The following is a 15,102-nucleotide window of genomic DNA, read 5'->3' as shown; positions in this document are numbered from 1 at the left end:
CGGACCGGTCGGCCCGGCGTTGTGCCGCCAGGTCTACGCGGACGGGTGTTTCCGGAGGCTCTCCGCCGACGGAAACATTCCGGAAACCCCCGGCCCGCGCATACTCGGTGACATGCGGGTTCTGGTGGCCGAGGACGAGGTCGTGCTGGCCGAGCTGGTGGCCTCCGGGCTGCGGGCCGAGGCGATGGCGGTGGACGTGGTGTTCGACGGCCTGTCCGCGCAGGAACGACTGGCCGTGCACGACTACGACGTGCTGGTGCTCGACCGCGACCTGCCCGGCAGGCACGGCGACGACGTGTGCGCGGAACTTGCCAACCAGGGCAGCCGGACCAAGGTGCTGATGCTCACCGCGGCCGGATCGCTGGAGGACAAGGTGGACGGTCTCCAGCTCGGCGCGGACGACTACCTGACCAAACCGTTCGAGTACCCGGAGCTGCTGGCCAGGGTGCGGGCGCTGGGGCGGCGCAGCCAGCCCGCGCTGCCGCCGGTGCTCAGCCGCAACGGCGTCCGGCTGGACACCGCCAACCGCCTGGTCAGCCGGGACGGGCGGCGGATCGACCTGTCCCCCAAGGAGTTCGCGGTGCTCTCGGTGCTGCTGCGCGCCCAGGGCGCGGTGGTCAGCTCGGAGCGGCTGCTGGAGCTGGCCTGGGACGAGCACGCGGACCCGTTCACCAACGCGGTGCGGGTGGCCATGTCCAAGCTGCGCGCCAAGCTCGGCGAGCCGCCGGTGATCGAGACGGTGCCCGGTGCCGGCTACCGCATCTGAGCGCCCGGCCCGGCTGACCGTCCGGGTCAAGCTGACCGCGCTCTACGGCGTGCTGTTCCTGGGCAGCGGCGCGGTGCTGCTCACCGTGATCTACCTGCTGGTGCGCGACCAGCTCGCGGTCCGGCTGGCGACCACGATGGGCCGCGCCGTGCCGATGGACACCATGCCGTCCTCGATCGCGGTCCGCGGGTACAACCCGGACGGCACGCTGGGCTTCCTGCCCGCGGGCGAGGTGACCAGGGCGGTGGAGGCCACCACGCTGGACACCCTGCTGCTGGTGTCCATCCTGTCCCTGGTCGGGGTGGCCGGGGTGTCGGTGGCCGCGGGCTGGTGGCTCTCCGGCCGGGTGCTGCGGCCGCTGCACACCATCACCGCCACCGCGCAACGGCTGTCCTCGACCAACCTGCACGAGCGGCTGGCCATCAAGGGCCCGCCGGACGAGCTGACCGAGCTGGCCGAGACCTTCGACCGGATGCTGGACCGGCTGGAGTCCTCCTTCGACAGCCAGCGCCGGTTCGTGGCCAACGCCTCGCACGAGCTGCGCACCCCGCTGGCGGTGCAGCGGGCCGCGGTGCAGATCGGGCTGGCCGGGAATCCCAGCCCGGAGAAGGCGGCCGAGATCAGGGAGCAGCTGCTCACCGCGAACCGGCGGATCGAGCGGCTCATCGACGGGCTGCTGGTGCTCGCCCGCAGTGACCGTGGCCTGGCCAAACGCGCCGAGGTGGAGCTGCACGCGGTGGTCGGCGAGGCGGTCGAGCAGTACCGGGCCGAGGCCGAACGCAGGCAGGTGGAGCTCCAGGTGCGGCTCACCGAGGCGACCGTCGCCGGGGACCGGGTGCTGCTCACCCAGCTGGTCACCAACCTGGTCTCCAACGCGATCCGGCACAACCTGGCCGAGGGCGGCACGGTGTGGGTGCGCACCGACGCCTTCGGCGGGCTCACCGTGTCCAACACCGGCCCGAAGGTGCCCGCCAAGCAGATCCCGCAGCTGTTCGAGCCGTTCCGGCGCGGCGAGGGCCGCACCGACAAGGGCGAAGGCGCCGGACTCGGCCTGTCCATCGTGGACTCGATCACCCGCGCGCACGGCGGCACGGTCAAGGCCCACCGGCGGCCGGACGGCGGGCTGCGGGTCAAGGTCGAGCTGCCCAGGGGTTGACAGACCCCTCGACTGTCCCGGAAGGTTCGCGGCACAACCGCATATCGGCCGTTTGAGCTCGGGCGGGAGAGATCCCGGCACGCAGCACGCACGGGACGCCGAAGGAGCAACCTCTCCCCGGAAACTCTCAGGCAACGTCACCGTTCGAGCGAGGCGACTCTGGAAAGCAGGTGGGTTCGCCCACCTCACCCACGGTGCAACCCGTGTTCGCGCGGGGAAGCTCTCAGGTCCCATGACAGAGCGGGGAGGCTCGCCAGCGGCGTCCGCATGCCCGTGGACGCCTCGACCACAGGAGCCTCCCGTGACCGGACTCGGCGCGTCCCGCCGCAGCCCCCTGCACGTCCAGCACGTCGCGCTGGGCGCCCAGTTCACCGACTTCGCCGGCTGGTCGATGCCGCTGCGCTACAGCAGCGAGCTGGCCGAGCACAAGGTGGTCCGGGAGGCCGCCGGGCTGTTCGACCTCAGCCACATGGGCGAGATCGAGGTCACCGGTCCCGAGGCTGGGCGGGTGCTGGACTACGCGCTGGTCGGCGCGATCGGCTCGCTGGCGGTCGGCCGGGCGCGGTACACCATGCTCTGCCACACCAACGGTGGAGTGCTGGACGACCTGGTGGTCTACCGGCAGGCCGAGCGGAAGTTCCTGGTGGTGGCCAACGCCTCCAACGCGGTGCTGGTGCGGGCGCTGCTCGGCGAGCGGGCGCACGGCCTGGCCGCCGAGGTGACCGACCGGTCCGCGGAGACCGCGCTGATCGCGGTGCAGGGCCCGGCGTCGGCGGAGATCGTGACCGCGGTCACCGGGCAGGACCTCACCGACCTGAAGTACTACGCCGGACGCCCCGCGGTGATCGCCGGACATGACGTGTTCCTGGCCCGCACCGGCTACACCGGCGAGGACGGCTTCGAGGTCTACGTGGCCGCCGAGCTGGCCGGCGCGGTGTGGCAGCGGATCGCCGAGACCGGTGAGCCGCTCGGCCTCAAGCCCGCCGGGCTGGCCTGCCGGGACACCCTGCGGCTGGAGGCCGGCATGCCGCTCTACGGCAACGAGCTGCACGTCGGGGTGACCCCGTTCGACGCGGGGCTGGGCCGGGTGGTCCGCTTCGACAAGCTCGGCGACTTCGTCGGCCGCTCGGCGCTGGAGGCCCGCACGCACACCACCCGCGCGCTGGTCGGGCTGGCCGGCAAGAGCCGCCGCAGCCCGCGCGCCGGGCAGCTGGTCAAGCTCGCCGACGGCACCGTGGTGGGCGAGGTCACCAGCGGCGCGCCCTCCCCCACCCTCGGTCACCCGATCGCGCTCGCCTACCTCGACCACGCGCACGCCGACGCGGGCACCCAGGTGGTCGTGGACGTGCGCGGCCACGCCGAACCGGCAGAAGTCGTCGCCGTCCCGTTCTACAAGCGTTCCCGCTGACCTGCGAAACTCCCCCGCGAAAGGCAGTACCGCTGTGTCTGTGCCCCGTGAACTGAGCTACACCAAGGACCACGAGTGGATCACCGAGGGCGAGGTGGCCACCGTGGGCATCACCGCCTACGCCGCCGAGGCGCTCGGCGACGTGGTGTTCGTCCAGCTGCCCGAGGTGGGGGCGGTGGTCAGCGCCGGAGAGACGTGCGGTGAGATCGAGTCGACGAAATCGGTCAGCGACCTGCTGGCCCCGGTCGCGGGAACGGTGACCGAGGTCAACCAGGCGGTGGCCGAGGATCCGGCATTGCTGAACTCCGACCCGTTCGGAGCCGGGTGGCTGATCAAGATCAACCGCGCGGGTTCGGACGGGGAGCTGCTCACGCCGGATGCCTACGACGAGCTGACCGCAGGCTGAAAGGGAGACCCGATCATGTCCACTCTGGACACTCCGCTCGCGCAGATCGACCCGGAGATCGCCGAGGTCCTGGGCGCCGAGCTACGCCGCCAGCAGTCCACCCTGGAGATGATCGCCTCGGAGAACTTCGCCCCGGTGGGCGTGCTCGAGGCGCAGGGCTCGGTGCTGACCAACAAGTACGCCGAGGGCTACCCCGGCAAGCGCTACTACGGCGGCTGCGAGCACGTCGACGTCTCCGAGCGGCTGGCCATCCAGCGGGTCAAGGACCTCTTCGGGGCCGAGCACGCCAACGTGCAGCCGCACTCCGGCGCGCAGGCCAACGCCGCGGTGATGCACGCGCTGCTCACCCCCGGCGACAAGATCCTCGGCCTTGAGCTGGCGCACGGCGGCCACCTCACCCACGGCATGCGGATCAACTTCTCCGGCAAGCTCTACGACGTGGCCGCCTACCAGGTGCGCGAGGACACCGGCCTGATCGACATGGCCGAGGTCGAGCGGCTGGCCAAGGAGCACCAGCCGAAGCTGATCCTGGCCGGCTGGTCGGCCTACCCGCGGCAGCTGGACTTCGCCGAGTTCCGCCGGATCGCCGACGAGGTGGGCGCCTACCTGATGGTGGACATGGCGCACTTCGCCGGGCTGGTCGCGGCCGGGCTGCACCCCAACCCGGTGCCGCACGCGCACGTGGTGACCACCACCACGCACAAGACCCTGGGCGGCCCGCGCGGCGGCACCATCCTGTGCACCCAGGAGTTCGCCAAGAAGATCGACTCCGCCGTGTTCCCCGGTCAGCAGGGCGGGCCGCTGGAGCACGTGATCGCGGCCAAGGCGGTGGCGTTCAAGATCGCCGCGACCGAGGAGTTCGCGGACCGGCAGCGGCGCACCCTGTCCGGGGCCAAGATCCTGGCCGAGACGCTGGTCAAGGCCGGTGGCGGGGTCAACGTGCTGACCGGCGGCACCGACGTGCACCTGGTGCTGGCCGACCTGCGCCAGCACGAGCTGGACGGCAAGCAGGCCGAGGCCCGGCTGCACGAGGTCGGCATCACGGTCAACCGGAACGCGGTCCCGTTCGACCCGCGCCCGCCGATGGTCACCTCGGGCCTGCGCATCGGCACCCCGGCGCTGGCCACCCGCGGCTTCACCGACGCCGACTTCGCCGAGGTCTCCGACGTGATCGCCAAGGCGCTCACCCCGGACTTCGACGCGGCCGCGTTGCGCGGGCGGGTCACCGACCTGGCCGCCAAGCACCCGCTGTACCCGAACCTCTGACCACAACGGCCAACACTCCGTACCAAAACGGCCAACACACCGACCGGGTCCTTCCCGCTCGGCGTGTTGGCCGTTGTCGTACGGAGTGTTGGCCGTTGTCGTACGGAGTCTTGGCGGTTGTGGTCAGGCGGCGATCGGTCCGGCGTGGCGCACCGGGCGGCGGGTGTTGTGCACCGCGCGGACCGCGCGGGTGGCCTTGATCCGCTCGGTGCGAGCGACCTTCACCGCCCTCGGCTCGCCCTGGCCGTCGACCACGGCCGGGAGGATCATCAGCAGCAGCACCAGCAGGCTCAGCACCGCGCCCGTCCAGGTCAGCACCATCTCCAGCATCGTGGTCTCCTTCACTTCGCGCTCTCTGTGTCTGCAACCAGTTTGCGCTGGTAGACCCCGAGTCCGGATCGGCCGTTGAGCCATACCGACCCCGACCGTTCGGCCAGTCGGCGGACTGGCCGAACGGCCGAGGTGCTACTCCTCGGCGTAGGCCTGAGGAGAGATCCGGCGCAGCAGCGGGCCGCAGGCGGACGCGGCGACCACCGCGACGCCGAAGCCGACGACCAGTGGTGTGACCAGCCACAGGTTGAGCGTCAGCGGGGCCCCGGCGATGGTCATCAGTCCAGCTCCGACCACCAGTCCGGCGATGCCCGCGCCCAGCGTGGCCACCAGTGACGGCAGCGCCGCCTCCGTGCGCAGTGCCCTGGCCAGCACCCGCACCGGGGTGCCCGCGGCGATCAGCGCGGCCAGCGTGCGCCTGCGGTCGACCACCGCGCCCGCGGCGGTGATGGCGGCGCTGATGCCGCCGAGCAGGCCCGCGATGATCAGGCCGATCATCGCGATCCGGCGCATGTCCGCGACCTGCATGCCGTCGCGGCCCTGCTGGGCCTCCAGTGAGCCGACCCGGCCGCCGGGCACCTGCTCGATCAGCAGGGTGCGCACCAGCTCCGCGTTGGCCGGGCTGGTCTGCACGGTCAGCGTGTAGCCGTTGAGCTGGGCGCCGCTGGGGATCACCTCGGGGTCGATCAGCATGATCCGGTCGGCCTTGTCGGTGGACCCGGCCATCTGGTGCACCACGGGGCGCGCGGGCAGCGGGGTGCGCGACTCGCCCTTGCTGCTGTAGGAGGCGAACTGCAGCGGACCGGGGGGCAGCTTCGCGCCCTTGCCGATCCGGACGCCGGGCTGACCGCCGCACTGGCCGATCTCCAGCCACATCAGCCGGGCCGCGTCCGCGCAGCCGAGCACGATCGCGCGGCCGACGTGGTTGTCCGCGCTGTCCCGCAGGTTGCCCTGCGCGGCCACGCCGACCGGGCTGTTCACCCCGCGCTTGGCCAGCTCTGCCCGCAGCCGTTCGGCGGCGGTGGGCGCCTCCTCGGCGGAGACCGTGGTGTAGAGCACGCCCTCCTTCCACGGGCCCCAAACTCGTTGGTCCACCTTGCTCTCCAGCGAGGGCAGCACGGTCAGCGCCAGGCAGCCGGTGAACACCGCGAGCACCACGCCGGAGGCGGCCCGGTAGGCGGCCTTGGGGTCATCGCGCAGGCGGCGGCCGGCCAGCAGGGTGGACGGGCGGCGCCAGAACTTGGTGAAGATCCGGCCGACCACCGAGGTCATCCACGGGCCGACCACCGAGGCGGCCAGCGCGATCGCGGCCAGCGCGCCGATCAGCACCGAGGTGCCGCCGGTGCTGCTGGCGATGCTGATGCCCCCGGCGAAGGCCACGCCCGCGCCCACCAGGATGAGCAGCCGCCACGCGCTGGGCGCCTTGCGGCCGTGCTGCTGGGCCGCGCCGAGCGGCTGGGTGAGCACCCGGCGCAGGCCGAACACGGCCGCGCCGACCACCAGCAGCGGGGTGCCGACCGCGATGCCGAGGCTGAGCAGCCAGCTGGGTTCCAGGTCGGCGGCGAACCAGGTGCCGCCGTTCCACGGCAGCTGGGTGGTCAGTCCCCTGGCCAGCGGGCCGAGCAACAGGCCGAGCAGGGTGCCCAGCACGGTGGCGATCGCGATCTCCGCCACCGTGATCGCGACCACCTGCGCTGGGGTCGCCCCGGCCAGCCGGAGCGCGGCCAGGCGGCGTTCCCGGCGGGCCGCGGTGAGCCGGGCCGAGGAGGCGATCAGCACCAGGCTGGGCACCACCAGCACGACCAGGCCGACCTGGGAGAGCAGCAGCAGGATGAACTCGGGCTGTGGCTCACGGGTCGGCACCAGGCCGGCCGCGGGGTAGGCGTCGTACTCGGACAGGGTCTGCTGGCTGTGCCCGACCACCGCGACCAGTTCGCCGGGGTGGACCAGCGCCTGGTCGCCCAGTTCGCCGATCACCTTGCCCTGGAAGCGTTTGGCCAGGTGGTCGGCTGGCAGGTCCCTGGCCAGCGCGGCCAGTGCCGGGGACAGCAGCACCTCGCCCGGCTGCGGGACCCGGAGCAGGCCGGGCGCGGCCGGGGCGTTCGGGGTGAGCGCGGCGACGTCGACCCGGACGATGGTCTTGTCCCGCACCCGGTCCTCGCTGTTCTTGACCAGGACAGTGGCGGCTTCGACGCTGTCGGCAGGGCCGGGCGAGCGCCACGCCTCGTGCGCGGCCCTGGCGTCCAGCGCGCCGGGCACGGCGGCCAGCCAGGAGACCAGGGTCACCGCGATGGCGACGCCGAACAGGGTGCACACGGCGGAGACGAGGCTGCGCTTGTCCGCGCGGAACACCCGCAGGGCGAGCTGGAACGGATTCACGCGGCGACCCGCCTGGCGATCAGCCCGTCCCGGATCTCCACCACGCGCTCGGCACGGGCGGCCACGGTCGGGTCGTGCGTGACGATGACCACCGCGGCGCCGGAGTCCTTGGCCGCGGCCAGCAGCGCGCCGATGGTCTCGTCCGAGGTGCGCGAGTCCAGCGCGCCGGTCGGCTCGTCAGCGAAGATCACCCGCGGCCGGTGCGCCAGCGCGCGGGCGATGGCCACCCGCTGCGCCTGCCCGCCGGAGAGCTCACCGGGACGACGGCCCTCCATCCCGGCCAGGCCCAGCCGGGTCAGCCACTCCCTGGCCGCGCTCAGCGCCTGGTCCTTGGGCGCGCCCGCGAGCAGCATGGGCAGCGCCGCGTTCTCCTCCGCGGTCAGCTCCCCCACCAGCATCCCGGCCTGGAAGACGAAGCCGAAGGCGGAGCGGCGCAGCTTGCTGCGCTCGGTCTCGCCGAACTGGTCGATCCGCTTGCCGTCCAGCATCACCACGCCGTCGTCGGCGGGCAGGATGCCGGCCAGCACGTGCAGCAGGGTCGACTTGCCCGACCCGGACGGTCCGATGATCGCGACCACCTCGCCGGGGGCGATCGAGATGTCCACCCCGGCCAGGGCGTGGGTCTGCCCGTAGCGCTTGATGAGGTGATGGCCGGTGAGCACCGGCTGCGCGCCGAATCCCGGAACCGTCAACGTGTCCTCCTCGTTAGACCTGACGAGGAACGAGACTGTCCGAGTTCGGCCGTGGTGACTTCGGCCAGCGGGTCAGGCGTGCCCGGCCGTCCTCGGCCGATCGGCCGAGGTGCGGGGTGGCCACCCGGCCGAGGTGCGCGCGCGGGCCGAACACGTACGGTGTTCCACTGTGGACACCACGTTGACCGGCTGGCGGCCGTTGTTGCGGCGGCAGTGGCCGATCGCGGGCGCGCTCGGGTTCATGCTGCTGGTGGAGCTCAGCTACGCGGCGAGCTCGCGCAACGGGGAAGTGCTGCTGCTGGCCTGGCTGGCCGACGCGCTGGTCGCGCTGATCGCGGTGGTGGCGCCGCGGCGGCCGGTGGAGTCCGCGCTGATCGTGGTGTGCACCGAGCTCGGCCTGAGCCTGGCGCTGCGCTACACCGGGGTGACCCACTGGGACGCGGTCTCCGGCATGGGACCGGTGGAGACCGCGGCCGGGATGGCGCTGATCGCCACCGTGGTGCGGCAGGCCTCGCCGCCGAGGGCCACCGTCGCGGTGGCCGGGATCGTGTTCGCGGGCATCGTCTCCGGGGTGGTGCGGCCGGGCGGCAACCTGTTCGACACGCTGGCCTCGGTGGCCGTGCCGGGCATGTTGCTGCTGCTGTCCATCGGCACCGGGGTGTACTTCCGGGCCAGGGACGCCGACCGCAGCCGGACGGTGCGCTCGGCGATCAACTCCGCGCAGCAGGACGAGCGGCTGGCGCTGGCCCGTGAGCTGCACGACGTGGTCGCGCACCACGTCACCGGGATCGTGGTGCAGGCCCAGGCGGCGCAGGTGGTGGCGGAGCAGGATCCGCTTGCCGCGCAACGGGTGCTGCCCTACATCGAGCGGGCCGGGGTGGACGCGCTGACCGCGATGCGCTCGCTGGTGAGCAGCCTGCGCGACTCCCAGATGGTCGGTGAGGCCGGCGCCAGCGACGCGGCCACCACCGACCCGGTGGCCGACATCCGCAAGGTGGTCGACGACGCGGCCGGGGCCGGGATGCCGGTGTACCTGACCCTGGACCTGCCGCGCACGCTGTCGGTGGAGCTGGCCCGCTCGGTGCTGCGGGTGGTGCAGGAGTCGCTGACCAACACGCAGAAGCACGCGGTCGGGCTGACCGCGGTGCGGGTGGCCGTGTCCACCGCGGACGAGATGGTGCACATCAGGGTCACCGACGACGGCAAGGGGTCCTCCGCCGCGCCCGCGGGCGGGTCGGGGGGCTACGGTCTGGTCGGAATGCGGGAACGGGTTGAGCTGTTGGGCGGCCGGTTCAGCGCCGGGCCGAGGCTGTCCGGTGGCTGGGAGGTGCACGCCTGGCTGCCGGTGCGGGAGGCAACGCGGTGACGATTCGGGTGTTGATCGCCGACGACCAGGAGATGGTGCGGGTCGGGTTCCGGATGATCCTGGAGGCCCAGCCGGACATCGAGGTGGTCGCCGACGTGCCGGACGGCATCAGCGCGGTGCAGCAGGCGCGGCAGCTGCGGCCGGACGTGTGCCTGATGGACATCCGGATGCCCGGCATCGACGGGCTGGAGGTCACCAAGCAGCTGTGCGGCCCCGGCGTGACCGACCCGATCAAGGTCGTCGTGGTGACCACCTTCGACCTGGACGAGTACGTGCACACCGCGCTCGGCTACGGCGCCAGCGGCTTCCTGCTCAAGGACGCCGGTCCGGCGCTGCTGGTGGAGGCGGTGCGGGCGGCGGTGCGCGGGGACGCGCTGATCTCGCCGCAGATCACCGTGCGCATGCTGGAGCACTTCAACAAGACCGGCACCGGCAAGCCGAAGTCGGAGCAGCCGTCCGAGCCGCTGACCGACCGCGAGCTGGACGTGGTGCGCGCGGCCGCGCGCGGGCTGACCAACACCGAGATCGGCGCGGAGCTGTTCCTGTCGCTGTCCACGGTGAAGACGCACCTGGCCTCGGTGCAGGCCAAGCTGGGCGCGCGGAACCGGGTGGAGATCGCCGCCTGGGCGTGGCGGGCCGGTCTGCTCAACGAGTGAGCGCGTAGCCCGCTCCCGGACCGTCCGCGCGGGCGGTGATCCGGGCGTTCTCGACCCGGACCGCGGTCTCCGGCCCGGTCACGCCGAGCCGCTCCGCGATGGACGGCGCGCTGGCGTCGCAGACCACCTTGACCTGGCCGGGGCCGCCGCCCGCGGCCCGCAGGTTGTGCCCGAAGCCGGCCAGGGTGAGCCCGGCCAGCAGCCGCAGCTCCGAGGAGCCCAGCGCACCGGCGACCACCGTCACCGGCTCGTCGGTGCCGCGCACCAGGTCCTCGACCGCGCCGAGCCGGTCGGGGCCGAGGAAGAGGATCAGCCCGTCGGCGTTGAGCTCGATCGGGGTGGCGTGCACGGTGCAGACCGCGATCAGCTCCGGCCAGGCCAGGTTCGGCCTGGTCACCGGCGGCAGGTCGGCCGGGGGCCGCCAGGTGTCGGCGGCCGGCAGGTCGGCCAGCTGGGCGCAGGCGGCGACCACCGCGTCCTCGGCCACGAACTCCGGGGCCAGCGTGGCCAGCTGGTTGGCCCCGTGCAGCACGGTCAGCGCGAGCCGGGCCCGCCGCTCGCCCCGGTCGCCCTCGCCCGCGCACAGCAGCGGCCCGAACAGCACGGACTGGATCTCCAGCAGCTGCGCGTAGACGCCCCTGGTGTCCTCCTCGGCGAGCACCTCGCCGAGCAGTTCCGGGTTGGCGGTGCGGGCCAGCCAGGACCGGGCGAAGCCGGCCAGCGCGCCGCGCACGCTGCCGTCCACCGGTTCCGGCGCGCCCCGGTCGCCGAGGGCGGCCCCGGCCAGCACCGCGAAGTAGAGCGCGCGCTTGCCCGGGAAGTTGGAGTAGACCGCGCCCCTGGTCAGCCCGGCCCGGTCCGCGATGTCGTCGATCTTGGCGTCCCGGTAGCCGCGCTCGGCGAACTCGGCCCTGGCCGCGTCCAGGATCTTGGCGCGGTTGAGTTCTTGCAGCTCCGCCCTTGTCAGTCTGGCCACTTGACAAACCCTAGCCACTCAACGAAATACTCTCACCATCCAGATGATAGCAACATCTGAAATATTCCGGAAGAGGGTGAGGGGCTGTGACCACGGACGCCTATACATGGCTGAACGCGGACACGGACGAGGTGCGGGCCTGGCAGGAACAGCAGGTCAGCAAGGCAATGGGGGCGGCGCGGGACTTCCCGGGCTTCGCCGAGCTGGTCGAGGAGATCGCCCCGCTGATGGCCGGTCAGCTGGCCGGGGCGCTGGCCGACCGGCGGAAGGTGGCCGGCCGCTGGTTCTGGCTGGACCGCAACGAGGACGGCACCGCGCAGGCCATCCGGGTGGCCGAGGACCGGGACGCGCCGGGCCAGGTGCTGGTGGACGCGGCCGCGCTGACCGCCGAGCGCGGCGACGACCGGGCCACCACGCTGATCTACCCGGAGCCCAGCCCCGACGGCCGCCTGCTGGCCTTCAGCGCGGCGGCGGGCGGGGACCCGTTCGGCCAGTTCCTGGTGGTCGAGGTGGACTCCGGCGCGCGACTGCCGGTGGCAGTGCCCGCGATGCAGGGCAACCTGATCCGCCCGGCCTGGCTGCCGGACAGCACCGGCTTCTTCCTGGCCGGACGCGGCGAGACCGGCGGGCACACCCTCCGGTTCGTCCCGGTGACCGGCGGCCAGGAGGCGACCTGGGCGGTGCCCGGCATCCCGCCGACCTCGCTGTCCGTGGTGCCCCAGGTCTCCCCCGGCGGCGGCCGGGTGCTGGCGGTCACCGCACCGCACGAGCACCTGGCCACAATGATCGCCGACACCGCCACCGGCGAGTTCCGCCGCTTCGCGCCCGAGGACTTCCACGGCGAACTCCACGGCGACTGGCTGGACGAGCAGACCTATGTCGCGATCAGCACCGACACCCCGCGCGGCCGAGTGGTCCGCATCCCGGTGGCGACCTCGACCGACCCGGCCACCTGGCAGGAGCTGATCCCAGCGAGCGACCTGGTGCTGCGCAGCCTGTACCGGCTGGGCGAGCACCTGGTGGTGACCGCGCTGAACGACGTGTCCCTGGACATCCGCAGCTACACCCTGGACGGCGCACCGGTGGCGACGGCCGCGTTGCCGTTGGCCAGCGCCAGCATGCAGCTGACCATACTGTCCCGCCTGCCCACCGGCACGGAGGCTTTCGCTTTCAGCGCAAGCAGTTTCACCACCAGCGACACCACCTACGAGCTGCACCCCGAGACCGGTGCGCTGGATGTGCTGGCACAGGGCGACTCCCTGGACGACATCACCGTCGAACAGCACTTCGCCACCTCAGCCGACGGCACCCGGGTCCCGTACTACCTGCTGGCCCGCACCGACCTGAACCGCACCGAGGCTCAGCCGACCCTGGTGAGTGCCTACGGCGGCTTCAACATCCCCAAGCTGCCAACGTTTCTGGGCGCGTTGACCCCGTGGCTGCGCTCAGGCGGGATCTACGTGCACGCGAACCTGCGCGGCGGCAGCGAATACGGCCGCGAGTGGTACGAGTCGGCCCGCCGCCAGCACAAGCAGAACACCTTCGACGACCTCCACGCGGTCGCCGAGGACCTGGTCCGCCAAGGCACCGCGACCCCAGAAACCCTTGCCTTCCAAGGCTCCTCGAACGGCGGCCTACTCGCTGGCGTGGCAGTGACCCAGCAGCCCGAGCTGTGGCGAGCGGTGGTGCCAACCATGCCGGTACTGGACGTGCTCACCCCGGTGCCCGACGGCCCGGGCGCGGAGATGATCCGCTCGGTGTACGAACTGGACTACGGCAACCCAGCGGACCCGGCGGACGCGGCGGTGATGGCCCGGTACTCGCCGTGCCAGAACATCCGGCCCGGGGTGCGGTATCCGGCGGTGTTCGTGGTGGTGGGCAACAGCGACATCGGCTGCCCGCCACAGCAGGCCCGGCGGTTCGTGGCCGCGCTGCGGGAGGCGAGCAGCAGCGCGCATCCGGTGCTGCTGCGGGTGTGGACGGCGGTGGGGCACGGGAGTTTGGATCCCCGGATCGCGGCTGAGTTGCAGGCGGAATGGCTGGCCTTCGTCATGCGGGAGCTGGGGATCACGCTGATGCCCCGGGGGTGAAAACCCACAAAGCGGGCCTCTCGTCTTCTCCGTACGGCCTGGAGACTGCTGACCGCATCTCTCCACCCGGCCCCTGCAACCTGCCGCCGCCCGCCCCGCCCAACGTGACGGGGGCCGGGTGGAGAGATGTGGTTTGCTGTCGGAAGGTCGTGCGGAGAAGACGAGAGGGTCGCGAGCACGCTGGGTCTTGAGTCGGCAACCTGCCCCGCCCCGCAACCTGCTCGACCGGCTTTTGACTTGTCACACCCCTCCGGGGGTCTGCCCGTCCGGCGAGGACATTCTTTTGGTTTTTTAAAAGCGAAAAGAATGTCCTCGCCGGACGGGCAGACCATCAAAGCAGGGGGGAAGATCAAAGGCAGCGAGATGAGTCGCAGACCAGTGCGAGTTTGTGTTGGCGCGCTTTCAGCAGCGTGGGTGGTTCCGCGGGGTCTGGGTGGTTCTGCTTCGACGGCCTTCCAAAACCAAACCAGCCCTGTCAAGCGCCCCGGTCCCAGCGGTTTGTGACGGTTGGCTGGAACGTGGGGCGCTTGACAGGGCTGGTGTGTTTTTTCCAGGCCGTCGAAGCAGAACCACCCAGACCGGCCGCTCCGTTGCGATCAAAGGCAAAGACCCGCCGCGCCCGGGGTTTCCCTCTCATGGGGGAGTTCGATCCCTCGTGATCGGGAGGCTGCTCGGCGAGTGCCGGTGCATGGTGTGGCCATGAACCGGGATCGGACGCGCTGGGAGCGTTGGGCCGCGCTGGTGGTGGCGGCGCAGATGCTGTTCTACGCCGGCGAAAAGGTCTACATGGCGGCCATCGGCCGGGTTGGCCTGCCCGGAATGGTTGGGGCGGACTCCTCGGCCTGGGGTTCCGGCGAGGTCTGGCTGTTGCAGCTGGGGAATGCCGGGCTGGGGGTGTTCGCCGCTGGGATTGTGCTGGCGACCTTGCGGGGCTGGGGGCCGGTGGCGCGCTGGGTCGTGCTCGGTGCGCTGGTGTTGACGCTGGCGGCCATGGCCGCGGGAGTGGTGCTGCTGTCGGTGCGCGGGGTGTGGACCGGGTGGGTGCAGTTGCCGTTGGTGGTGCTGGTGTGGCCGTGGCTGGTGTGGCGGTTCGTGGTGCGGTACTGGCGGCCGGTGTTGCCGGGGGCGGCCTGGGTGGCGCTGGCGTGTGCGGTGCCCTATGGCGCGATGAAGCTGGCTTGGGCGCTGGGGTCGGATGTGCTGATGGCGGAGACGCCGCTGGGTGGGGCGGACCGGGAGTTGTTGCTGGGGGACAACCCGACGGCGCTGGTGGTGCACATCCTGACGGTGCTGATCGCGGGGGTCGGGGTGCTGGTGATCCTGGCGCTGGCCACCTCGTGGCGGGAGCGCCTGCCGCGGTGGCTGTTGCTGGGGCCCGCCTGGCTGGCGGTCGCGTTCCTGTTCGTGCGTGGGGTTACCGGGGTGTCGGGGGCGCTGGTGACCTTGTTCGGAACGGCTTCGGCTGAGGCCCGCTGGTACGCGGGGTGGGATCTGGGGTTGTGGTCGCCGCTGTGGCTGGTGCTGGGGGTGGCGTTGCTGCGGCTTGTGCTGCGTGGTCCAGTCCGGTCGCCGGGTGCGGTAGTCCGTTCGTAGGACGCCTGGTCAAGGTTG

The 15,102-nt window shown here is 72.0% G+C and carries 13 protein-coding genes and 2 riboswitches; of the genes, 9 read left to right on the top strand and 4 right to left on the bottom strand.

Annotated features, from left to right (window positions below; translation table 11 throughout):
- Positions 1–112: 112 nt before the first annotated feature.
- From N8J89_RS05980 to glyA, 5 genes are all read left to right on the top strand, one after another.
- Entirely contained in the window at positions 113–766 is a 654-nt protein-coding gene (locus N8J89_RS05980) for a response regulator transcription factor (RefSeq protein ID WP_283663352.1), read from the top strand.
- Entirely contained in the window at positions 747–1,922 is a 1,176-nt protein-coding gene (locus tag N8J89_RS05975) for a sensor histidine kinase (protein WP_283663351.1), read from the top strand. The genes N8J89_RS05980 and N8J89_RS05975 overlap by 20 nt, the downstream gene beginning before the upstream one ends.
- Before the next feature lie 53 nt (positions 1,923–1,975).
- Positions 1,976–2,075, top strand: a riboswitch (glycine riboswitch).
- Positions 2,076–2,171: riboswitch (glycine riboswitch) on the top strand.
- A 52-nt stretch (positions 2,172–2,223) separates the two neighbouring features.
- Positions 2,224–3,330 carry a glycine cleavage system aminomethyltransferase GcvT gene (gene gcvT / locus N8J89_RS05970; RefSeq protein ID WP_283663350.1) on the top strand — a complete coding sequence of 369 codons (1,107 nt, stop codon included), beginning with the start codon at positions 2,224–2,226 and terminating at the stop codon, positions 3,328–3,330.
- A 34-nt stretch (positions 3,331–3,364) separates the two neighbouring features.
- Positions 3,365–3,736 (top strand): glycine cleavage system protein GcvH, encoded by a 372-nt coding sequence (gene gcvH / locus N8J89_RS05965; RefSeq protein WP_283663349.1) that lies wholly within the window; start codon positions 3,365–3,367, stop codon positions 3,734–3,736.
- A gap of 15 nt (positions 3,737–3,751) precedes the next feature.
- A complete protein-coding gene (gene glyA / locus N8J89_RS05960) occupies positions 3,752–5,002 on the top strand; it encodes a serine hydroxymethyltransferase (protein ID WP_283663348.1) in 1,251 nt (416 codons plus the stop codon).
- Positions 5,003–5,125: 123 nt separating this feature from the next.
- Here glyA and N8J89_RS05955 read toward each other — a convergent pair whose 3' ends face one another.
- From N8J89_RS05955 to N8J89_RS05945, 3 genes are all read right to left on the bottom strand, one after another.
- Positions 5,126–5,332, bottom strand: a complete 207-nt coding sequence (locus N8J89_RS05955) for a hypothetical protein (protein ID WP_283663347.1) — start codon at positions 5,330–5,332, stop codon at positions 5,126–5,128.
- 135 nt (positions 5,333–5,467) lie between these two features.
- Complete coding sequence (locus tag N8J89_RS05950) at positions 5,468–7,711, bottom strand: FtsX-like permease family protein (protein ID WP_283663346.1); 2,244 nt, start codon at positions 7,709–7,711, stop codon at positions 5,468–5,470.
- Positions 7,708–8,403, bottom strand: coding sequence for an ABC transporter ATP-binding protein (locus tag N8J89_RS05945; protein WP_252480124.1), 696 nt, complete (start codon positions 8,401–8,403; stop codon positions 7,708–7,710). Before N8J89_RS05945 ends, N8J89_RS05950 begins: the two co-directional genes overlap by 4 nt.
- 169 nt (positions 8,404–8,572) lie before the next feature.
- Here N8J89_RS05945 and N8J89_RS05940 point away from each other — a divergent pair, with 169 nt between their 5' ends.
- The gene (locus N8J89_RS05940) at positions 8,573–9,769 is read left to right on the top strand and encodes a sensor histidine kinase (protein WP_283663345.1); all 1,197 of its coding nucleotides are present in this window, start codon (positions 8,573–8,575) and stop codon (positions 9,767–9,769) included.
- Positions 9,766–10,425, top strand: coding sequence for a response regulator (locus tag N8J89_RS05935; RefSeq protein WP_283663344.1), 660 nt, complete (start codon positions 9,766–9,768; stop codon positions 10,423–10,425). The genes N8J89_RS05940 and N8J89_RS05935 overlap by 4 nt, the downstream gene beginning before the upstream one ends.
- On the opposite strand, the gene N8J89_RS05930 is transcribed toward N8J89_RS05935, so the two are convergent.
- Complete coding sequence (locus tag N8J89_RS05930) at positions 10,415–11,401, bottom strand: TetR/AcrR family transcriptional regulator (protein WP_283663343.1); 987 nt, start codon at positions 11,399–11,401, stop codon at positions 10,415–10,417. The two genes, N8J89_RS05935 and N8J89_RS05930, sit on opposite strands and share 11 nt — an antisense overlap.
- A gap of 86 nt (positions 11,402–11,487) precedes the next feature.
- Here N8J89_RS05930 and N8J89_RS05925 point away from each other — a divergent pair, with 86 nt between their 5' ends.
- Together N8J89_RS05925 and N8J89_RS05920 are read left to right on the top strand one after the other, a co-directional pair.
- Complete coding sequence (locus tag N8J89_RS05925; protein WP_283663342.1) at positions 11,488–13,491, top strand: prolyl oligopeptidase family serine peptidase; 2,004 nt, start codon at positions 11,488–11,490, stop codon at positions 13,489–13,491.
- Positions 13,492–14,190: 699 nt separating this feature from the next.
- On the top strand, positions 14,191–15,084 hold the full coding sequence (locus tag N8J89_RS05920) for a DUF3995 domain-containing protein (RefSeq protein WP_283663341.1): 894 nt from the start codon (positions 14,191–14,193) through the stop codon (positions 15,082–15,084).
- Positions 15,085–15,102: the final 18 nt, after the last annotated feature.

This window comes from Crossiella sp. CA-258035, assembly GCF_030064675.1.
Taxonomy (GTDB): domain Bacteria; phylum Actinomycetota; class Actinomycetes; order Mycobacteriales; family Pseudonocardiaceae; genus Crossiella.
The sequence above is the reverse complement of the archived record's forward strand: the minus strand, read 5'-3'. Positions and strand labels throughout refer to the sequence as shown.

Coding starts and splice junctions, on each gene's coding strand:
- glyA (WP_283663348.1), top strand. CDS start 3,752: ATGTCCACTCTGGACACTCCGCTCGCGCAGATCGACCCGGAGATCGCC.
- N8J89_RS05955 (WP_283663347.1), bottom strand. CDS start 5,332: ATGCTGGAGATGGTGCTGACCTGGACGGGCGCGGTGCTGAGCCTGCTG.
- N8J89_RS05920 (WP_283663341.1), top strand. CDS start 14,191: ATGAACCGGGATCGGACGCGCTGGGAGCGTTGGGCCGCGCTGGTGGTG.
- N8J89_RS05980 (WP_283663352.1), top strand. CDS start 113: ATGCGGGTTCTGGTGGCCGAGGACGAGGTCGTGCTGGCCGAGCTGGTG.